This window comes from Sinorhizobium arboris LMG 14919, assembly GCF_000427465.1.
In the GTDB taxonomy this organism is placed as follows: domain Bacteria; phylum Pseudomonadota; class Alphaproteobacteria; order Rhizobiales; family Rhizobiaceae; genus Sinorhizobium; species Sinorhizobium arboris.
Genome location: NZ_KE386497.1, coordinates 268,838 through 287,989 on the forward strand (window position 1 = coordinate 268,838; position 19,152 = coordinate 287,989).

Consider the following 19,152-nt stretch of genomic DNA (forward strand, 5'->3'; position numbering starts at 1 on the left):
TCTCCATCACCTAGCAGCGGTCGGCCCCTGCCCGATTCCAGTTCCAGGTGATACCAGGGCGGGACAGCGCGTGCTTTTCAAGATTGCCGGCATGAAGATAGACAAGTCCGGGCGTCAAATATCTGCCTTCCAGGTCAATCGCTGAGACGCTTTTTCCCGGACTGATGCCGTCGATGCTGACGTCCATGACGTGTATCGTGTCGTCATAGGTTTCACCGGGTAGAACGAGTCTTGCGCCGGTCAATGTCAACTCATTCATGGTGTGTTTCTGCGCTTCACCGTTAGAAGCGATCTTGCTGTCGACCAACATCAGAGCACCGAAGAGACGAGAAGTTGCGTGTAGGGATGGTGGGGATCGTCGAGAACCTGGTCTGTAAGCCCAGTCTCCACGATGTTTCCCCGCCGCATTACGATGATGCGGTGCGCCAACAGACGGGCGACGGAGAGGTCATGGGTGACCAACACCACTGCGACACCGATGTTCATAACGAGACCTCGCAGGAGGTCCAACAGGCGCGCCTGTACAGAAACGTCGAGACCACCCGTCGGCTCGTCCATGAAGACGAGCCGCGGCTTGGTCACCAGAATCCGCGCGATCTGCAGGCGTTGCTGCATTCCGCCGGAAAAGGTTTTGGGACGATGATCTGTCCTTGACAGATCGATTTCGACCTTGGTCAGCCACTCCTGCGCTTCTTTGCGTATGTGGCCATAGTGCCTTGCACCGATCCCCATCGGCCGCTCGCCGATGTTGCCGCCGGCGCTGACCTCCATTCTGAGACCGTCTCGAGGGCTTTGATGGACAAGTCCCCAGTCCGTCCGCATCAACTTCCGTCGTTCTGGCTCCGCCAGGGTCAGAACATCCGTGGGTCCCTTCTGATCCATGTCGTAAACGACCGAGCCGGTATCCGGCACCATCCGTCCGGACAGGCAGTTGAGCAACGTTGACTTCCCTGATCCCGATTCCCCAACAATGGCGATGATTTCGCCGGAAAATAGATCGAAGGAAATATTCTCGCAACCCAATGTCTTGCCATAGGATTTGGAAAGACGGCGGATGGACAACAGCGGTCGACGCCTAGCTCCTTGCATCCGTATTTCCTGTCTCATGGTTGCTGCCTACTCAAACAGCGATTTAGCAGCGAACGTGTCTTCGAGACCGAGCAGTCGGCCGAGAGTTGGTGCGAAGCGCTCCGCTTCGGCCGAGTTCAGGCCCACTTTCGGAACCGTATTTCCGGCAAAGATGCAGATGCGATCGTCGAGCGGCGAGCCAGGCCGGAAACCATGGGTCGAACGAAACTTTGGTTTGCCAGTGAGCTGATCCGCAGACGCGCCCTGCGGTGCTTCTTCGAAGTCATGGCCGGGAGGTGCGATGAAGGTGCAGATCTGATCCCGAACCGCATTGGGCACGTGGTCGGAGTTCCAGGGCTCGGCTCCGAATTCCGCAAGTCGTGCCGTGACGGCGGCTCGGTCGGCTTCGTTGGACACCACGATATGAAGTACAGCTCCTTCTGATGCCAATGTGTGCGCCGGAAAGACGCGATTGGCATAGATTGCCGTATGGATAGGGCCATGGCCGTGGTCGCTCGTGATGGCGATCACGTAGTCGGACAGGCGTCCTGCTTGGGAAAGTCTCGAGATGACCTGACCAACCAGAAGATCGGCGAAGGTCATGGAAGCATGTGCCTCTCGACTTTCATAACCGAAGTCATGTTGGTACGTGTCCGTCATGTTGACTTCAGTCAGGATGAGATCGGGAGGGCTGTCGGAGCAGGCCAATGCCGTCGCGGCCGAAACCATTAACTGATCACCCACAAAGAAGGTCGTAGCCCGGAACGCTGCACCCGTCGTAACAGCACCAGGTTCTTCCACGGCCAGCGGAAGACCTTCCAGCCTGCTTTTGGGATCCTTCACATTCAATAGGTAGGTGCTCAGGTCGGACTTCTTCAAGAATCCGGAACCCCTCAGCCAGCAGGGTGGAACGTATACAGAAGTGTGCTCGGGTCGGATGAGAGCGTGACCGACACATGCCACGTCGAGACCTGCCTCGGATGCACGCTGCGCGATTGTTCGGGTCATTACGTCCTGAGCCTGTGGCGGTTCGAACCGGCCGTCCACCAGAATTCGGTTGCCGAAAATGCCATGCGCCTCTGTGCAGTCACCGGTGACGATGGATGCTCGACCTGGCATCGACATCGCGGGCATAGGGGAGCTCAGGCGCTCCACCAGAAAACCTCTATCGGCCAGTGCCGACAGGTTTGGCAAGCTCTTGCGGTTACTTGCAAAGTAATCTGAGCTGATGCCATCGATCATGATCATAAAGACTTTTTTGCGCTGCATGTTCTTCTCCACTCCAACAATCGGCCGCGGTGAATTGGTTCGTCGTGCCGGGTTCAACTTTGCTAGGATCGTTCCGGGAGGTCAGTAAACCTGGCGTCCCTGGCACCAGACTCCGCGAACAATCGGTTTGCCGTCGGCGATAGCCACTCGGATCAGATCGCCCCGACGGCCAGCCTCGATTGCACCGCGATCATGCAGCCCAAGTGCGGTAGCGGGGTTCGTCGAGATGATGCGAACGGCAGCCGGGAGATCGAGTCCAATGGTGTCGACGAGCTGGAACGCTGCGGACAACAAGCTGCCCGGGACGTAATCCGAAGCGAGAATGTCCAGTAGGCCCTCGCGAGCAAGCTCTACTGCAGAGACATTCCCGGAGTGCGATCCGCCTCGAACGACGTTCGGACCGCCCATCAGGATCGACATGCCAGCCGCCCTTGCGGCTTGCGCGGCTCGTAAGGTCGTCGGGAACTCTGAGATCGAGACTCCGAGGGTTTTTGCCTCAGCGACATGCTCGACCGTTTCGTCGTCATGGCTTGCTGTGACGAGCTGGCGACGCAGTGCGTGTTCTGCGATGAACCTTCGGTGCCGTGGCCCAAGCTCTTCCGAGGCGGCGCGCCATTCGTCGATCTGCCGATCGAGATTTTCGGCGGTAAGGCCATAGTCGGCGAATTGCTCTCGACGGAACTTTACCAGATCCGCCGCCTGACGATGACCTGGCGCGTGATCCATGATCGAGATGAGCTTGACAAGCGGACTGTCGATCGAACCAGAGAAGTACTGCAGAACATCCCGGTCGGTCGTTTCGCAGCGCAGGTGCAGAAAGTGGTCTGCGCGAAGCAGGCCGTTGTTCTTGGCGGCGGATATGCCGGTGACACTCGGTTCGAGGAGCTTGTTCCTCTCCGGCTTTCGTACGGTCGAGCCGACGCAGAGCGCGTCGAGCACGGTCGTGATGCCACCCGCTACGACCAAGGCGTCGTGAGCGAGTAGGGCGAGTTGCACGTCCCACCTGACGCCCGGTCGTGGTGAAAGATGGCGCTCAAGGTTGTCGGTATGCAGATCCACGATCCCCGGTACCAAGTAATCGCCTTCCACGTCGATTGCATCACTGGCCAAACTCGGACCAGCGGAGACGTCGGAAATGAGCCCATGTGTTAAACTGACACTGCCGCTCACCATTTCGCCAGGAAGAACGATCCTGGCGTTCTTGAAAGAGATCTTGTCACTCATGTTGCCTCGGTATGTTTGAGCTCGCTGAAAGCGAGCTGCGTTCGGATGTAGAATCTTGCTGGCGGGAAGCTCCTTTGGAGGGCTTCGTTTTCTGCACCGTCGCTTATGAAGCTGGTCTTTCGTGCTGTCGGCTTGCGCAGTAGTCGGTGTCGGAGCAGACGAACATCCGCTGCCCCTTGTCATCCATGACGATCTCGTCGAGGTAGCTTTCAGTCGCCCCGCAAATTGAGCAGGATTGCGTCCATCGCTGCACACGGAAGGGGTGGTCCTTGAAATCGAGGCTGCGGACATCCGTATAGGGCGGAACGGCGTATATCCGCTTTTCGCGGCCGGCGCCGTAAAGCTGGATTGCAGGGCTGTTCGAGATCTTTGGATTGTCGAACTTCGGAATGGGCGATGGCGACATGAGATGCCGCCTATTCGTCATCACCGGGTAGCTGTTGGTCGTGGCGATATGGCCAAAACGGGCGATGTCCTCGTAAAGCTGAACGCTCATCAGACCGTATTCCGCGTAAGCATGCATTTTTCGTGTTTCGGATTCCCTCGGCTCCAATCGTCGCAACGCCTCGGGCGACGGCACCTGATAGACAAGGATCTGCCCTTCTTTCAGCGAGGTTTCGGGCACACGGTGGCGGGTCTGGATGATGGTGGCCGCACCGGTCTGTTCGGTCGTTGCGACGCCAGCAACGCGCTTGAAGAAGCGACGGATGGATACGGCGTTCGTCGCATCGTCCGCACCCTGGTCGATCACTTTAAGCGTGTCGTCGGGTCCGATGACACTTGCCGTCACCTGGATGCCTCCGGTACCCCACCCATAGGCCAGAGGCATCTCGCGGCTGCCAAACGGAACTTGGAGGCCAGGAACAGCGATCGCTTTCAGGATGCATCGACGGATCATCCGTTTGGACTGCTCGTCGAGATAGGCGAAATTATAGGCCTGTCGGCGGCCGGTCACGCTGTCACGACTTTCCGTCATTCTGCAGCCTCCTTTTTGCGGCCGCCGCTTTGCTCCTCACGCAACTGCCGTATGAATTGCAGGTCGCCTTGAAAATCGACGTAGTGCGGTAGCGTGAGATGTGAGACGAAGCCGCCGGCCTCCAGATTGTCGGTATGCGTTAGAACGAACTCTTCATGCTGGACGGGATAGCGTGCTTCCTCGCCATATTCGCGACAACGCAATGCTCGATCGACGATCGCCATCCCCATCGCCTTGCGCTCACTCTTCCCGAACGAAAGGCCATAACCACGGGTGAAGCGCGCAGGCTCGTCTTCCGAGCCTCCGAAGAGGTCCAGCATCTGGCATTCCGTGACCATGATGTCTCCGATGGAAACCGCAAAGCCGAGTTCCTCGGGGACTATTTCAACGGTGACTTCACCAACCCGGGTCTCCCCGACATAGGGATGCGCTGCGCCGTAACCCCGCAGGGCGGAATAGGCCAAACCGACCACGAAGCCCTCGTCGCCGCGGGCCAGGTTCTGTAAGCGCTGATCACGCCCGGCGGGCAGCGATTGAGGTTCTCGTGTGAGATCGAAAACCGGTGAGGATAGTTCTGGCTCGGGCAACTCCGCCTCGATCAGGCCCTCTTCGGAGATGCTGTCGAAGGCTCGAGGAACATCGCGGTCGAGAGGTTGCGCTGCGACGTTAGCTTTCAGTCCCGCGTCGTCAGCATTGTCGAGAAGGTCAAAATCAAGAAGCCGGTGGGTGTACTCGTAGGTTGAACCAAGCACCTGACCTGCGGGAATGTCCTTGAAAGTGGCAGAGATGCGCCGCTCGATCGCCATTTGCGCGGTGTCGAGCGGATTTGACACCGCAAAGCGCGCCAAGGTCGTGCGGTAGGCCCGGAGAAGAAAAATCGCCTCAACGGCGTCTCCTTGCGCCTGCTTCAAGGCAAGGGCTGCAAGCTCCCTGTCGTAGACGGAGCCCTCGCACATCACCCGGTCCACTGCCAGACCAAATTGCTCCGAGATTTGCCGAACCGTTAACTCGGGAACCGAAGGGTCTCCGCGCCGATCTTCGGCGATCAAACGATGCGAAGCTTCGATCGCTTGTTCGCCTCCCTTCACAGCAACGTATGCCATCTAACACTCCACTGAAATGCTGCGGGGCAGAGCCACCACCGCTCTGTCGGATGTGAACAAGACATCGACGCCGAGTGGATAGAGTTCGTGATTGCCCTGCCATTCCTCCCAGAACCAAGCCGGAAGGCCGTCGATCGTCATCGCGATGTCGTGCTGGATGCCTGGACCCGACCAGCGAACGGCAGGCCCGCCCGTGAACGACGGCACCTGGATGAGAACTGTTGTTGATCGCTGCGGCTCGAGTTCCGTTCCAACCCTGAAATGCGTCAAGCGTGGCATCCGCGCTGGATCGGTGACGACGGCGAACGCCGACGCCTCGACCGCTCCGGTAAATGGAACGCCACAGTGGAACCCGAGAAAGTCGCGAACGGACTTCTGGTCGGACGCGGGGTCGAGCCAGATCGGGGTGTCGAAATCTGCCAGCGTAAGGCAAACCGATATGGCGGCCGGTCCGAGCGGACCTATTGCCGGTGCTTCACAGGACAGCTGCTGGATCCGTCCGACATAGGCACAAGCATCCAGGATGCGCCGAAACGTATCCTGGCTGTCGAAAACGGGATTTGCAAAACCGGGCTCGATCCCGGCCTTGTCCATAACCTCGATCATTCCGGACTCATGCCTCGCGTCATTGCAAAGAAATTGACTTTTGTGGAAGCCGCCTTGCGGCTCTTGAGCTCACGTCGAGCCGCTTGCGCCTGTCCCATCTTGACGACGAACTGGAGAGCACTGGCGGCTTTCTCATCTGCCCTTCGCAGCACGGCATCGAAGATTGCGGCCAGTTCCGCACGACGCCGGTCACGACCAAGGATGAAAGCGAATCCGGTCGTTCCATCCGACATCTTGAGTGCGCATCGCGTCATCGTGACCTCGCCCAGATTGAACAGCGAGCCTGTTCCGCCAGCACGCCCGCGCACGAGAGCCAGACCGCTTTCCGGCATCCGCAACCATCTGAAATCCAAATCTACTGCGAGGTCGGCGTAAGCCAGCTCAAGTTCCTCGCGGCTCGCTCGTGCAAGAATGGCCATCCATCGCTGCCGTTGTTCAATTTCATGTCGCACTGTCGTTCACTGCCTCGATTTTCCGAAGTGAGTCACCTAGACATCTAGGTAACTCGGGCGTCATAAACTTCTATCGCAACAGTTTCATGACGATCTGCGGCTTTTGGGGGCGGGTTTCCCCCAAAAAGCTCGCGGCTAGCCTTCAGCTTCGATGAGATATTCGTATCTGTCGCTTCGGATGACGCTGAGCGCGTATTTTATCGGCAGGCCGTCTGGATTGACGTCGACATTTGTCTCAAAAAGGACTGGGCTGGACGACGATATCCGCAGCAGTTGAGCCTCCTGCGGCGTGGGCCTGCGCGCGGTTATCCGGGTCCATTTTCTTCTGTATTCGGTGACACCGCAGCGCTTTAGCGCGGCGGTGAAGGAGTTCAGCCCTTCGAACGCAGTCGCGAGACCCGGAACCCGATCGAGAGGGAAATACGAAGATCCTGTGGCCAAAGGCCAGTCATTGATAAACGAAATCGACCTGACTTCGGTGACCAGCGCGGAGGGCGCAACGCCCAAGTGCTTCGCAATATCCGCTTCGACGGAGCCATGGTTGATTGACAGGATTTCTCGCTTTACCGCCTTGTTCTGGCCGAGGAGTTTGTAAGTGAACCTCGGATCCTTATCCAACCGGTGAGAGATGAAATCCTCGGCAACGAAGGTCCCTACCCCATGCTGAACCCGAAGAGCCCCTTCGGATTCGAGCGCTTTGATCGCATTGCGCACTGTATGGCGGTTGACGCCAAAGCGCTCCGCCAGGACGAGATCGCCCGGCAGCCGCCCGTCCTCGAAGGCACCGGCATCGATGTCGCTGAGGATAGAAGAGCGAACCATTTCCCAACGCTTCATTGCTCACCACGTATCTGCTGGAATTCACTCACAAACTTTGTCCCGCTAATGACAGATAAATCATATGCAGGGATACCGAAAAGCGGCCGATCGGGAAATGGAGTACATGGATATTATCTCGACGAGAGTGAGTCTAACGGTGTATGCATGCGGTCCAGTGCCCTGGACCGACTTGCCGAAGGCTTGGCGCGATTTGTGAACATTCCGGGCTGGCGAGAGAGCATCGCGTTCTGAAGACGCAGCCGGAGGGAGGTGTAACAGCGCTTGGAATTTCGCCTTTAAGGACTGCCCGTGGTTTGCGAAGGCTTGGATGGCCGACGGGTAGCGCCGAAACAAGGGCTTCGGTGTAAGGATGAGCGGGCGCACTCCGAAACGTCGCGGGCGGAGCAACCTCAACGATCTTCCCGAGATACATGACGATTACGCGATCAGCGATATGGCTGATAACCCGCAGATCATGCGAGATGAACAGGATCGTAAGCGCTAGTTTATCCTTGAGATTAAGAAGCAGATTTACGATCTGAGCTTGCACCGACACGTCAAGAGCCGACACTGGTTCATCGGCGACGATGAAGTCTGGATCAGTGGCTAACGCTCTAGCGATGGCAATCCTCTGACGTTGCCCGCCACTGAATGCGTGCGGATGACGGAAGGCGTGTGCGCGAGATAGTCCGACTTGCTCCAAGAGTTCGCCGACCCGATCAGTCCGCGCCTGCTTTGTCAGATGACCATGATGGATGGACAGAGGTTCACCGACGGCTTCCCCGACAGTCATTCGGGGATTGAGGCTGCTAAAGGGATCCTGAAATATCATCTGCATGTGCCGCCGGAAGGAGCGCATTTCGGGCGGCGACAATGTAGCGAGGTCGACCCCGTTAAATCGTGTCTGGCCCGAACTCGGCTCCACAAGCCGCAGCAAGCTTCGACCCAAAGTCGTCTTGCCTGATCCGGACTCGCCCACCAGGCCGACGATTTCGCCGGCGGCGATCGAAAGTGATATCCCGTCAACGGCCTTTATGGTCCGTCTTGGACTGAACGGCGAGAAGGAGCGCAGCGGTAGATGCACGCGAAGATCTTTCACCTCGAGCAAAGAGGTTTCTGGAGCACGGCTCGACATTTCGTCGATTTCCCGGGTGCTAAGAAGGCTAACATGAGCATTCATACGAGAACCTCCGGCTTTGCAGTGGCAGCTTCGATCTGGCGCCATTGGAGACAACGAATCCTGTGTCCGCCAACGTCTTCAAGTTCCGGCATCCTGTTGAAGCAATCGCGGGCGGCATACCTGCATCGCGGATGAAATGAGCATCCACTGGCGAGGTTTGCGAGATCCGGAGGGCTGCCGGCTACGGCAGATAGCCGGCGCGACGATCCGGCGTCGGAATTCAGGCCGGGGCGCGCGCTCAGCAAGGCTCGCGTATAGGGCATGCGGGGGTTGTCGAATATCTCGGTCACTCCGCCTTCCTCGACGACCCTGCCGGCGTACATAACCAAAACCCGGTCAGCGATTTCTGCGACAACGCTGAGGTCGTGCGTGATGAACAGCAGCGCCATTCCTGTTTCCCTCTGCAGATCGTGAAGGAGACCGAGAATTTGTGATTGGACGGTTGCATCAAGCGCTGTGGTCGGTTCATCGGCAATGAGCAAACTGGGACGACAAGAAAGCGCGATCGCAATCATTGCTCTTTGCCGCATGCCGCCGGAGAGCTGATGCGGATAATCGTCGAGCCGCCGTTCGGCATCGGCAATGCCCACGCGATCAAGCAAGGCTTTCGCCTGCCGACGGGCTTCATGTGAACCGCATTTGGCATGGGCTCGCAGCACTTCTGCGATTTGCTCGCCAATCGTGTAGACCGGATTGAGCGCCGCCGCGGGTTCCTGGAATATCATGGCAATATCATAGCCCAGGATATTCCTTTGCCGTCGCGGCGGAGCCTGGAGAAGGTCCTCTCCCTTGAAGAGGACCTTCCCCGAGATCACGCGCCCGAGCGCCTTCGGAATGAGATTCAGGATGGAGAAGGCAGTCGCTGATTTGCCCGACCCGGACTCTCCGACAAGACAAACTGTGCTTCCTTGTTGAACCGAGAACGAAACATCCTCGACTGCCCTGACAGTGCGACCTTGCGCGTGGAAGTGGGTGCGCAGTTTTTCGACGCGGAGGAGTTCGCTCTCGTTCATCCTGGTCTCACCTGGTTGCCGGGGCTTCTGACGGTTCACTGCGCCAAGTGAACGTTGTCGGGACGGAAATCCATCGTGTACTCCGTGTTCGGGAGCCACTGGACACCGGACCTCACGCCGTAGAAATCCGGCGCACGGTAGAGATAGGTTCCCGGCGCGTCCTCCTCGAAGAGGTCGACCATCTTCTGGTAGACATCGTAACGGTTCTTTGCATCGAGACTCGTCTCACCCTGTTCGGCGAGTTCGTCGAAACGCGCCTCGTCCTTCCAGAGACGTTTTGACCAGGTCATAAAGAGGGTCACCGCGGGATCGGTCGGTACCACCCAGTCCGAGCCGTTCTTCACGGTGAGAACCGGATCCTCCTTCTTGAGTTTGCTCCACCCTTCATCAACTCTTACGCTGGCATTGACACCGATGGCCTTCCACATTTCTACGACTGCCTCGGCGACCGGGACACCGTTGGTGTAGTAGACGGGGTGTGTCACGTAGTTGATCGGTTCGCCATTGTATGACGACTCCTTCAGCAACTGACGAGCACGGTCGGGGTCGTAAGCTAGGGTCGGGCGATCGGGATTGTAAAGCTCGCGTCCCCATGCCTCATACTGCGCCGAATGCGGAATGGTGGCCTTGCCATCCCACAGGGCGTTCGCGAGCAATTGGCGATCGATTGCAAGATTGAGGGCCTGACGCAGTTTCTTGTCGGCCATCACCGGGTTGTAGGTGTTGTACTGGATGAAGTGATGGTTCGCCATGGTGCTGCGGATCTCGCAGCAACCAAGATTTTGGATAGCCGCAAGTTGGTCCGGCGGCAGGCTATTGATGATGTCCACTTCGCCATTCGCGAGAGCCGTTATTCGCGCCGAAACCTCGGGAATGGCCTTGAAGGTCAGTGTGGAGATGGTCGGGCGGCCGCGGAAATAGGCATCATTGGCCTTAAGCTCCATACTTTCGTCTGGCTGGAGTTTGACGAAAGCAAATGGACCCGTTCCGATCGGCTTCTGTCCGAAGCCCGCCTTGCCGACGGACTCGAAATAGGCCTTCGGCACGATATCGCTGGTGTGGTACGCCAGGAGATGAAGCAGGATGGGACTGGGGGCTTTCGTCATGATCCTCACGGTCAGGTCGTCGACAACGTCAACCCGTTCGATGACCTTGAGAAGATTCTTGGCGCTGACGTAGTCCGAAGCGGGATCGAGGATTCGGTCGAAAGTATATTTGACGTCGGCACTCGTAAAAGGCTGTCCGTTGTGAAATTGCACGCCCGGCCGAAGGGAGAACTCCATCGTCCGGTCATCGATCCGTTTCCAGCTCTGGGCGAGGCCGGGCACGAGCTCATATGCCGTGCGGTCCTCGCTTTTTGAAAAATCCCTCGCGACCAGCGTGTCGAACACGTTGTAGGTGATCGGAATGTCGACGTTTCCGAGCGCCAGGCCGGGATCGAAGTTAGCACGGACTGTGTTGACGCCGACGGTGAGTGGCGGCCTCGCATCTTCCTGGGCGGCCGCGAAAGTCGGCAGCAGAATAGCGATGGCTAAGAGCAGTTTTCGCATCTGTGTCTCCAAGAATGGTGAAGTTCAGAATTTCCTGCAGGAAGGTTTTTCAGCAGCGCGATCATGCACGGCTTCGGGGATCGAGGCTGTCGCGCAGCCAATCGCCAATCAGGGATGCTGCAAGTGTAATCGCGACGATGACAACACAGGGAAGGATCGCCAGCCATGGTGTGGTGATCAGATAGTTTCGCGCCTCGCCGAGCAGCGATCCAAGGGAAACGTTCGGGGGCTGAACACCAACGCCAAGAAACGATAGTGAAGATTCCAGAACGACGATCTCAGCGAAGCTCAAACTGGCCAGAACGATGACAGGAGAGAGCGTATTGGGAAGAATGTGACGTAGCGCGATGCGCCAGGGTGACGCTCCTGAGCATCGAGCGGCTTCGATGAAGCTTCGACTTTTCAGGGCGATCACCTGACCGCGGACGACGCGAGCATATTTGTAGTAATCGGCCAGACCGACGATCAGAATCAAAATCAGTGGCTGGGTCCCGACGAGAGCAACCGCAGTCAGAGCCACCAAGGTGACTGGCACAGCGGCCTGCGCGTCGACCACGGCCATGAAGGATTGATCGATCCATCCTCCAAGGGTTCCGGAGATCAATCCACTTATGGTCCCCGTAACGACACCGACTAGGACTCCGGCGCCAGCGATAAGCAGTGTGGTGCGCGTCGCAAAAAGTAGACGAGAAAGCACATCTCGCCCGAGGTGATCAGTGCCCAGGAGGTATTCGGTCGTGCCGCCAGAAAACACTGGTGCTCGCAATCGGCTTAAAAGGCTCTGGTCGGCGATACCGTATGGAGCAATCGCGGGAGCGGCAACTGCCAGGACCGCCACGACCCCCAGGAGAAAACAGGAGACGATTGCCGCCGAGTGCAGGCGGCCGTTCCGGACCAAAGCCGCAGGGCCTTCCATGGCTTCTTCGGCCATCGGCTGCGGCGCACGCACGTCGATACTCATCATTACCTCCCACGCACCCGCGGATCCAGCAAGCCGTAGGCCACATCTACGAGAAGATTGGCGACGATGATTGCTGCGGAGAAAACCAGGATTCCGAACTGAAGCATCGCGAAATCACGCTTCATGACAGCCTCGATCACGAGGCGCCCAGCGCCAGGCCAGGCGAACACAGATTCAGTAACGACGCCGCCCGCGACCAGACCGCCGATTTGGAGACCGAGAATAGTGAGCACGGGCAGGATCGCGTTCCTGAGGCCGTGCTTCAGCACGATGAGGGCTGGGCTTAGCCCTTTGCTTTGCGCATAACGCATATAATCCTGCGACAGGACCTCAAGCATGCTGCTGCGAACGAGGCGCGATATGTTTGCGCACGTGGCAACGGCAAGGGTGATTACCGGCAGAACAAGGTGTTTCCAAGTGCCCATTCCGCCGCTCGGCAGAAGCTTAAGGGAAAGGCTGAAGACCAGGATGGCGACGATGCCGACCACGAAATTTGGAATGGCCTGCAACACCACTGTCGCAGTTGTGAGCGAACGATCAAAAAATGCATTGTGATGCAGGGCGGCCCCAAGACCGGCGGCCAAACCGATCGTCACGGACAAAAGGAAAGCTGGCACGGTGAGAAGGAGGGTGTTGGGAACCCGTTCCATGAAAAGTTCGACGACGGGTCTATTGGAGAAAAAGCTCTGCCCGAAGTCTCCGCGGATAATGGCTTCGCCATACCGCAGATACTGCGTGGGAATCCCATCGTCCAAGCCGAGCTTCGCCCGAAGCTCAACGCGTTGCTCTTCGGGCATTTCCGGAGGAATGAGAAATGATGTGGGATCGCCTGTGATCCGGGTCGCAACAAAGACGACGGTCAGGATTGCCCATAAGGTAAAGGCGCTACGGAAGGCTCTTGATAAGAAAAACATCAAAATTCTCTCGCAGCAACAGGAGCGGGACAGAAACTATACTAAATAACCAGATGTCTAGGTCTCTCTTTAGGGCTCCTTTGTTACGCTTTCATGACAGGCTCCCACATTCAGCGCATTCCCTCGCTTTGCGCGGAAGGGGCAAATCACATCCACTTGTTTTGCGCAGTCGTGTCATTGCGTTTGTTGAGGAGGCATACCCACCCGCCGCGTCATCGCCGCGTTTCTCTCGTGAAGCTCAAACGCGCGACCGGGTCGCTGGCACCGCTGCGGCAGGGCAATGTATGACGGCAAGCTGAACACCATGGGAATTAGGATCCGCCAGCGCCTGGCGCACAACGGCGACTTGCCGATGGGCGAACTGTGCATGGAACTCGCCGGGCGCGCGGTCGCCGTGCATCGCTCCAATGTCTGCCGTCTTATCCACCGGCTCGGCTGAGCTGCAAAACAGTCTGCAGGCAAGCGATCTCTGAATCAGACGGCTCCGGCGCTTGGTCAACCAGCCATTGGCGCGACTGATCTTTGTTGACGAGACTTCGACCAATACGAGTGATCAAGCTCTCCGTCTGGTCACCAAGTGAGCGGCACTATGCGCCTACGCCCGATCGAAGCGCAACTCGCACCGAGCTGTCGCCCCCGGGCGTCGTCATTCTCGACGATGTCCGTTTCCACAAGAGCGAGCGAGCCGACAGCTTACAGATCTTCGGCGGGAGTGGAGGACGTTTAAGCTGCCACTTTGGACGTCGCTTGCCTATCGGCAGCAGGGGCGAAAAGCATTACCCCTTCTGCCAACACGTGCAACGCTCAGGATGCTTTCCGGAACACCGACATGTAACGCCAAGATGCGTTGTCAAACGGACGCCTCTGCCAATCTCCATAGCGTTCGAGGAGTTCGAGTCCGCTAATCCTTGCGAGTAAATCGAGCTCCGTTGGATAAAAATATCGCACCTTGATAGGCATAGTTCGGCTTTCGGTCGGTGTAATCCAAAGGTCTTGAGAGATAACAAGCTGCTGATTGCGGTCATGCCTGGCAAAGCGGACCATGGCGCGCCGCTCATCGATGTGGATGACTGTGGTTCGCTGGTCGCCATAGATGCCAGCACCTGAGAAATCAGCGGTGTATGGGTAGTTTAAATGTATGACGAACCGTCCGTTTGGCCGCAGAGACTTTACGATAGACGCCAAGCAACCGAGTTGTTGTTCCACAGTCACCATATGTGAAAAGGTGTTGTTGATGCAGTACACAAGGTCAAATTGCGTACCTAGATCGAACTGGGCCATGTCACCAAGGTGCGATGTGATTGCATCTCCACCGCTACTCGCGCGGAGTGAGGCGAGCATCTTCTCCGAATTATCGAGCCCGTGAACTGAAGCTCCTGTTTTGGAAAGCGGCAAGGCAATGTGACCATGTCCGACGCCAAGATCGAGCGCGGTTCCGCCCTTTGCTAACGGCGCAAGAAAACTCACTGCACGGTCCGTTTCGACGGACTTTTTGAGCGCCTCCGCATATTCGTCATATATGTCGCTCCATATTTCGCCATACGCACGATAGGCGTCATTCACGTGCCCATGATCATTCATTACGTTCTCCTCATTGTCCAAATCGTAAAGGGCACCTCGGTTCGTCCGGCTTACTCGCACCTATCGCCTGCGTACTGCCTCAGAGCATGCTACTCAGAGCTCGACCGAACCAACGTTCTCGATGTGCTATCGGGCGCTCGCTTGCGCTGTTCTCGTCCAAGGATATATGTGACTCCAGGTTTTGAATGGCGCTCCACGCATAGTGGAAGGGCCTCTTTTGTGAAATCTCGCTCGACATTTTCGAGCGAAGGCATCTGTCGTCCCGAGAAGCTGTTGCGCGCGTCAGCTTGACTTGTAACGGGCTGGGTCAACAACGAAAGGACGGAATCCCACATTAAGGTATCATATCGCACCTGGATCCTATCTTTGACTGTTGCGAGTCGCCGGGGATAAGCGGCTTCGCTGCGTCAGGGCCTACAATTTTGCCTCGGGTATGGGTGAGCCGTGGCAACAATGTATCCCAGCACGCATAGTCTGGTGATAATCCGCGCGCGCTCCAACTGCCTTCGTCAGTCCCGCCTCATTTACGCAGGCTGAACGCACATTGAAAGAAAAGCAATAGACGAACGACGTATATTTTTCGATATAATCACCTCTATTTTCGTATAAGCGATAAGTTTTTTCACAATGGCGCATCACGTTGCGCGGACACTATACAATACATTTGTAAATATATCGCACTTCATCTAGAATCATTTATGGTCATCGAGGCTCTGGCCGATCGCTTCTGGAAGGGCGGTGGTATTGCGCCACCACTGGTTGCTGCTTCTCGACTGCGATTTCGCGAGCCTGGTCTGGGCCGAATAGCCATCGACGGGCTGGTGCCGCCGAACGGACGATCTTGCGGCGGATACGTCCATTGCCAGACTTTCAATTTTTTGCCGGAACCGGGAACACACGGGTGCGGTACGTCGCATCTACCCGATACATACTGTCGGGTTTGTCGGGTCCGCGACACAGGCTGGCTTAGCCAATCGATCGGGTTTAGTGGCTGAAAAGCGGTCACAAGAATTATGTTAGGCTCAATCAGCCAGATTGGCACGATTGTTGAAGTTCTCCATAGCACAGCGGGAGCTGTGATCGGCATTCATGTGACAGGTATAGCGCCTGTGGCAGAAAATGGAGCAATTTCCTTGATCAATCTGTGGGAGCCTCAATGAGTTCATCGAGAACGCCGCGAGCAGCCAGTATTCTGAAGCCATTCGCATCATGATGGTCAATGCTCAACTTAGTAGAATGCTCGTTCAAGTGTCCGCCGGAGCACACGACAAAACTGCACACAACGGTCCACATGCCGTGCTCTTGCTTTACTCTATTATGAACATCAGTCGCAGAGCAGTAGACGTATACTGCCCGGTCAGGTCATCGCGCTTGTTCCTGCGCCTTTCTGTCAGCAAAAAGTTAAAGACGCGAGTCGAAGAAAGTGGACGGCAATGAAGCGTTGGGAAGTGGTTCGCTCGACGATCCTGAATGATATCGTTGCGGGCGCGTTCGAGGACGGGCGTCTGCCTGGTGATCTGGTCTTGGCAGAACGATTTGGCGTCAATCGCCACACGGTGCGCAATGCGATCAAGGTGCTGGAATCCGAGGGTGCATTGCGCGTCGAACATGGTGTGGGAACGTTTGTTGCTGATGATTTCGTTGCAGACAGATCGAGCAACGAGCGCAGGTTCACTTATAAACTGCTTGGTCAGAACAAATCCCTGAAGACGGAAATACTGTCGATCAACGAAGCACCTGTCGAGGCTGCTATCGCGAAGCATTTGAACATCGCCCCAACGGTACCGGTAACTGAGCTCAGATCGGTCTCGTTCATCAACGACTCGCCCTTAGCGACCGGAATGAGTTACTTCCCAATCGACCGAGCTCCGGGCCTTGCCGCTGCGTTCGAAGAGGTAGACTCCTTCACTGCAGCCCTAAAGCGCTGCGGAATCGCCGAGTACAAGCGAAAATGGACCCGGATAACTGCGCGCAGACCCACCCCACAGGAAGCACAGCGGCTGCGAATATCTTCGTCCAGCCCGGTACTATTTGAAACCAACGTCGATGTAATCCCGGATGGGTCACCGATCAAATGTTCTTTCAGCGTCATACGAAGCGATCGGTTCGAGTACCTTGTTGACGGCAATGAGGATGATGTCGGTGTCAGTTTACCACGGCGGGCAATCTGACTTGCCGGTGGTCATAGCTTGTCGCTTTCAGCATGCTACGCTTTGGAAGCAGCATTCGATCCCCACAATCGGTTAAGGACTTCGGGAAGGAAGAGCTTGGAGATGTGGCTCTGTGAAAAATTGCCCCAATGTCGTGGAATAGAAATGCCGAGCTTGGCTTGTGGGCCCACGACGAGCGGAAAAGCCGATGAAGCCTACGATGCACTCCTGCAGTTGCTCTACAGCTGCACTCACATGCCAGGGCAGCATCTTAATGAAAAGGAGCTAGCTTCCAAACTCAACATCGGTCGAACTCCAGTGCGCGAAGCACTGATCCGGCTCACTGCGGAGGGAAAGATCGTATCCGTTCCTCGAGAAGGCTACTTCACGCGGCCGTTGCTCGAGTGGGCTCTGCTGGATTCCTACGTTATAGCCCGCGAAATTCTCACCTTTGCACTAACACGTGTACAGCCCCAAGCATCGCACCATTCTTCGTCCTCCGACGGGTCATCTCCGTCGGGACTCGCTCGCCAGGCGGAAACGATATTCGCGGTGATAGCGCAAGGGTCGTCAAGCTGCGAGCTCTGCCAAATCATCGAGAAATTTTGTTTTGGCTCCCACCCTCTGCGGATGGCAATAGCCGCGTCTGAGCTCTCTCCTCGTTTCGAGGGGAGTCTCGCAAGGCTCACAGATGTCATGTCTCAGTTTGGCAAGACGCCGGACTTGGTGAAATCCGCATTGATAAACCACCTAGACTTTGAGCAAAGAGCAATACCCGCGGTTCTACAAGAGCTCAGCAGACGACGGCTGGCAAGCTTCCCGCTAATTGCATAGATCCTGGGAGCGAGGGCTGCGACGACGTAGTCCCCGTTCCACGCACCTTTGTTGATGCCATGGTTGATGGGCGGTATTGGACAGTCTAAACCAATCCGCAGGTATGGCAGTGAAGTGCGTCCGACGTGACGATTTGGCTTTCAGGCGAGCATTCCACCACCTTCACCGATCATCGTGTTCGGAATTCAAAAGCACCTGCACGTCGGCATAGAGACCATGATCGGCCGCCGCCGCGTGCTCCGTCTGGTGTAACAGCGGCGGTAATTCGGACGCTTGGATTACTCGGCAAAGCCTCTTGGAAATTGACGACACCAAATGGATACTTGGGCTGGCACAAGGTGCCTTCGCCATGCGCGTCGTTGAAATTACTTTTCCATGTGACAAATATATCTGCTAGTATATTTCTTAGTATAATGAATGCTTACTTGCCTTTTTCTGAGATGGGGCCCACTCTCCAGTCTCAGGAAGGAAGCATAACAATGAACAGGACAACTTCATCTCTGACCAGTGACGAAGGATTGTCAGCGACCATCTCATCGACAATTCTTCGTCAACTCGTTCTCTCGAGTGACCTTACATTTCTGATGGAAGCGCACGACGGGCTGTCGGCAGCTATCGCTGAACGCGCGGGGTTCAAGGGCCTGTGGGCTTCTGGCCTTTCGATCTCCTCGGTCCTTGGATATAGGGATGCCAGCGAAGCAAGTTGGACGCAGATCGTCGATATGGTCGAACGCATCGTCGATGCAACCGATATTCCGGTTCTCGTCGACGGCGACAGCGGTTTTGGTAACTTCAACAACGCTCGCATTGTCGCACGCAAGCTTGAACAACGCGGTGCCGCCGGGCTGTGCCTTGAAGACAAGCAGTTCCCAAAAGCGAACTCCTTCGTCGGCGACAGACATGCGCTAGCCGATGTCGACGAATTTTGCGGACGCCTCACGGCTATAAAGGACACGACCGGGCCTGAATTCGTCCTCGTCGCCCGCACCGAGGCGATGATCGCCGGTCACAGTCTCGACGAGGCAATCGTTCGAGCCGACGCTTATGCGGAAGCGGGTGCCGACGCCATCCTCATCCATTCCCGCAAGACCGTTGCTGACGAGATCCTGACCTTTGCCGAGGAATGGGACAACAAGTTGCCAGTCGTAATCGTGCCGACGAAATACTACAAGACGCCGGTTTCCGCCTATCGCGATGCCGGAATTTCGACCGTCATCTGGGCTAACCACACGATGCGAGCGGCCATTGCCGGCATGCGCCACATCTGCGGCCGAATTCACGCGGAACAAAGCGTGGCAGCTGTTGAGGACGAAATTGCCGGCCTTGATGAGCTGTTCAGGCTGATGGCCTATGACGAGCTGGCTGAGGCGGAAGAGCAGTATCTGCCGAAACACCGCGCGTAGCGCACCGAACGGGCGTGAACCCGTAGAAACGGTAGTGGTGGAGGGTGCA

19 protein-coding genes are annotated in these 19,152 nt (G+C 56.8%); 4 read left to right on the forward strand and 15 right to left on the reverse strand.

The annotated features are described in order from the left end of the window. Window positions 1-10 precede the first annotated feature (10 nt). The 14 genes from SINAR_RS0130125 to SINAR_RS0130190 all read right to left on the reverse strand — a co-directional run bounded on the left by SINAR_RS0130125 (window position 11) and on the right by SINAR_RS0130190 (window position 13,135). Entirely contained in the window at window positions 11-310 is a 300-nt protein-coding gene (locus SINAR_RS0130125) for a hypothetical protein (protein ID WP_028002506.1), read from the reverse strand. Next, window positions 310-1,089, reverse strand: a complete 780-nt coding sequence (gene phnK / locus SINAR_RS0130130; RefSeq protein ID WP_028002507.1) for a phosphonate C-P lyase system protein PhnK — start codon at window positions 1,087-1,089, stop codon at window positions 310-312. Before phnK ends, SINAR_RS0130125 begins: the two co-directional genes overlap by 1 nt. A gap of 27 nt (window positions 1,090-1,116) precedes the next feature. Further along, entirely contained in the window at window positions 1,117-2,337 is a 1,221-nt protein-coding gene (locus SINAR_RS0130135; RefSeq protein WP_050577611.1) for an alkaline phosphatase family protein, read from the reverse strand. 81 nt (window positions 2,338-2,418) lie between these two features. Continuing rightward, complete coding sequence (locus SINAR_RS0130140) at window positions 2,419-3,561, reverse strand: alpha-D-ribose 1-methylphosphonate 5-triphosphate diphosphatase (protein ID WP_028002509.1); 1,143 nt, start codon at window positions 3,559-3,561, stop codon at window positions 2,419-2,421. A gap of 103 nt (window positions 3,562-3,664) precedes the next feature. Beyond that, window positions 3,665-4,537, reverse strand: coding sequence for an alpha-D-ribose 1-methylphosphonate 5-phosphate C-P-lyase PhnJ (locus SINAR_RS0130145; protein WP_050577612.1), 873 nt, complete (start codon window positions 4,535-4,537; stop codon window positions 3,665-3,667). Next, window positions 4,534-5,640 (reverse strand): carbon-phosphorus lyase complex subunit, encoded by a 1,107-nt coding sequence (locus SINAR_RS0130150; protein ID WP_028002511.1) that lies wholly within the window; start codon window positions 5,638-5,640, stop codon window positions 4,534-4,536. Before SINAR_RS0130150 ends, SINAR_RS0130145 begins: the two co-directional genes overlap by 4 nt. Next, window positions 5,641-6,246 (reverse strand): phosphonate C-P lyase system protein PhnH, encoded by a 606-nt coding sequence (phnH, locus tag SINAR_RS0130155; RefSeq protein WP_028002512.1) that lies wholly within the window; start codon window positions 6,244-6,246, stop codon window positions 5,641-5,643. Continuing rightward, window positions 6,243-6,698 (reverse strand): phosphonate C-P lyase system protein PhnG, encoded by a 456-nt coding sequence (gene phnG / locus SINAR_RS0130160; protein WP_028002513.1) that lies wholly within the window; start codon window positions 6,696-6,698, stop codon window positions 6,243-6,245. Before phnG ends, phnH begins: the two co-directional genes overlap by 4 nt. Window positions 6,699-6,833: 135 nt before the next feature. After that, window positions 6,834-7,535 carry a phosphonate metabolism transcriptional regulator PhnF gene (gene phnF, locus SINAR_RS0130165; RefSeq protein ID WP_033058236.1) on the reverse strand — a complete coding sequence of 234 codons (702 nt, stop codon included), beginning with the start codon at window positions 7,533-7,535 and terminating at the stop codon, window positions 6,834-6,836. 133 nt (window positions 7,536-7,668) lie between these two features. Beyond that, window positions 7,669-8,652: an ABC transporter ATP-binding protein gene (locus tag SINAR_RS0130170; RefSeq protein WP_028002515.1), complete on the reverse strand. Its 984-nt coding sequence runs from the start codon at window positions 8,650-8,652 to the stop codon at window positions 7,669-7,671. Between the two features lie 41 nt (window positions 8,653-8,693). After that, window positions 8,694-9,710, reverse strand: coding sequence for an ABC transporter ATP-binding protein (locus SINAR_RS0130175; protein ID WP_028002516.1), 1,017 nt, complete (start codon window positions 9,708-9,710; stop codon window positions 8,694-8,696). A gap of 35 nt (window positions 9,711-9,745) precedes the next feature. Further along, window positions 9,746-11,260 carry an ABC transporter substrate-binding protein gene (locus SINAR_RS0130180; RefSeq protein WP_234710686.1) on the reverse strand — a complete coding sequence of 505 codons (1,515 nt, stop codon included), beginning with the start codon at window positions 11,258-11,260 and terminating at the stop codon, window positions 9,746-9,748. Between the two features lie 61 nt (window positions 11,261-11,321). Then, complete coding sequence (locus SINAR_RS0130185; protein WP_028002518.1) at window positions 11,322-12,221, reverse strand: ABC transporter permease; 900 nt, start codon at window positions 12,219-12,221, stop codon at window positions 11,322-11,324. A gap of 2 nt (window positions 12,222-12,223) precedes the next feature. After that, entirely contained in the window at window positions 12,224-13,135 is a 912-nt protein-coding gene (locus SINAR_RS0130190; RefSeq protein ID WP_033058238.1) for an ABC transporter permease, read from the reverse strand. Between the two features lie 280 nt (window positions 13,136-13,415). Between SINAR_RS0130190 and SINAR_RS1000000137450 the strand changes: the two genes are divergently transcribed. After that, entirely contained in the window at window positions 13,416-13,574 is a 159-nt protein-coding gene (locus tag SINAR_RS1000000137450) for a hypothetical protein (RefSeq protein ID WP_167333620.1), read from the forward strand. Between the two features lie 365 nt (window positions 13,575-13,939). On the opposite strand, the gene SINAR_RS0130200 is transcribed toward SINAR_RS1000000137450, so the two are convergent. After that, window positions 13,940-14,716: a class I SAM-dependent methyltransferase gene (locus tag SINAR_RS0130200; RefSeq protein WP_028002520.1), complete on the reverse strand. Its 777-nt coding sequence runs from the start codon at window positions 14,714-14,716 to the stop codon at window positions 13,940-13,942. Window positions 14,717-16,149: 1,433 nt separating this feature from the next. Between SINAR_RS0130200 and phnF (SINAR_RS01000000134220) the strand changes: the two genes are divergently transcribed. The 3 genes from phnF (SINAR_RS01000000134220) to aepX all read left to right on the forward strand — a co-directional run bounded on the left by phnF (SINAR_RS01000000134220) (window position 16,150) and on the right by aepX (window position 19,103). Beyond that, window positions 16,150-16,887 (forward strand): phosphonate metabolism transcriptional regulator PhnF, encoded by a 738-nt coding sequence (phnF, locus tag SINAR_RS01000000134220; RefSeq protein ID WP_050577614.1) that lies wholly within the window; start codon window positions 16,150-16,152, stop codon window positions 16,885-16,887. 144 nt (window positions 16,888-17,031) lie between these two features. After that, window positions 17,032-17,700 carry a GntR family transcriptional regulator gene (locus tag SINAR_RS0130215; protein WP_272913708.1) on the forward strand — a complete coding sequence of 223 codons (669 nt, stop codon included), beginning with the start codon at window positions 17,032-17,034 and terminating at the stop codon, window positions 17,698-17,700. Window positions 17,701-18,113: 413 nt separating this feature from the next. Continuing rightward, complete coding sequence (gene aepX, locus SINAR_RS0130220; protein WP_234710687.1) at window positions 18,114-19,103, forward strand: phosphoenolpyruvate mutase; 990 nt, start codon at window positions 18,114-18,116, stop codon at window positions 19,101-19,103. The last annotated feature ends 49 nt before the right edge of the window (window positions 19,104-19,152 follow it).

Bases quoted from the DNA above. Each gene is read 5' to 3' on its own strand.
- SINAR_RS1000000137450 (WP_167333620.1), top strand. From the start codon at position 13,416: ATGTATGACGGCAAGCTGAACACCATGGGAATTAGGATCCGCCAGCGC.
- SINAR_RS0130200 (WP_028002520.1), bottom strand. From the start codon at position 14,716: ATGAATGATCATGGGCACGTGAATGACGCCTATCGTGCGTATGGCGAA.
- SINAR_RS0130190 (WP_033058238.1), bottom strand. From the start codon at position 13,135: ATGTTTTTCTTATCAAGAGCCTTCCGTAGCGCCTTTACCTTATGGGCA.
- phnH (WP_028002512.1), bottom strand. From the start codon at position 6,246: ATGATCGAGGTTATGGACAAGGCCGGGATCGAGCCCGGTTTTGCAAAT.
- SINAR_RS0130180 (WP_234710686.1), bottom strand. From the start codon at position 11,260: ATGCGAAAACTGCTCTTAGCCATCGCTATTCTGCTGCCGACTTTCGCG.
- phnK (WP_028002507.1), bottom strand. From the start codon at position 1,089: ATGCAAGGAGCTAGGCGTCGACCGCTGTTGTCCATCCGCCGTCTTTCC.
- SINAR_RS0130135 (WP_050577611.1), bottom strand. From the start codon at position 2,337: ATGCAGCGCAAAAAAGTCTTTATGATCATGATCGATGGCATCAGCTCA.
- SINAR_RS0130215 (WP_272913708.1), top strand. From the start codon at position 17,032: ATGCCGAGCTTGGCTTGTGGGCCCACGACGAGCGGAAAAGCCGATGAA.
- aepX (WP_234710687.1), top strand. From the start codon at position 18,114: ATGAATGCTTACTTGCCTTTTTCTGAGATGGGGCCCACTCTCCAGTCT.
- SINAR_RS0130170 (WP_028002515.1), bottom strand. From the start codon at position 8,652: ATGTCGAGCCGTGCTCCAGAAACCTCTTTGCTCGAGGTGAAAGATCTT.
- SINAR_RS0130145 (WP_050577612.1), bottom strand. From the start codon at position 4,537: ATGACGGAAAGTCGTGACAGCGTGACCGGCCGCCGACAGGCCTATAAT.
- phnF (WP_050577614.1), top strand. From the start codon at position 16,150: ATGAAGCGTTGGGAAGTGGTTCGCTCGACGATCCTGAATGATATCGTT.
- phnF (WP_033058236.1), bottom strand. From the start codon at position 7,535: ATGAAGCGTTGGGAAATGGTTCGCTCTTCTATCCTCAGCGACATCGAT.
- SINAR_RS0130175 (WP_028002516.1), bottom strand. From the start codon at position 9,710: ATGAACGAGAGCGAACTCCTCCGCGTCGAAAAACTGCGCACCCACTTC.
- SINAR_RS0130125 (WP_028002506.1), bottom strand. From the start codon at position 310: ATGTTGGTCGACAGCAAGATCGCTTCTAACGGTGAAGCGCAGAAACAC.
- SINAR_RS0130140 (WP_028002509.1), bottom strand. From the start codon at position 3,561: ATGAGTGACAAGATCTCTTTCAAGAACGCCAGGATCGTTCTTCCTGGC.
- SINAR_RS0130150 (WP_028002511.1), bottom strand. From the start codon at position 5,640: ATGGCATACGTTGCTGTGAAGGGAGGCGAACAAGCGATCGAAGCTTCG.
- SINAR_RS0130185 (WP_028002518.1), bottom strand. From the start codon at position 12,221: ATGAGTATCGACGTGCGTGCGCCGCAGCCGATGGCCGAAGAAGCCATG.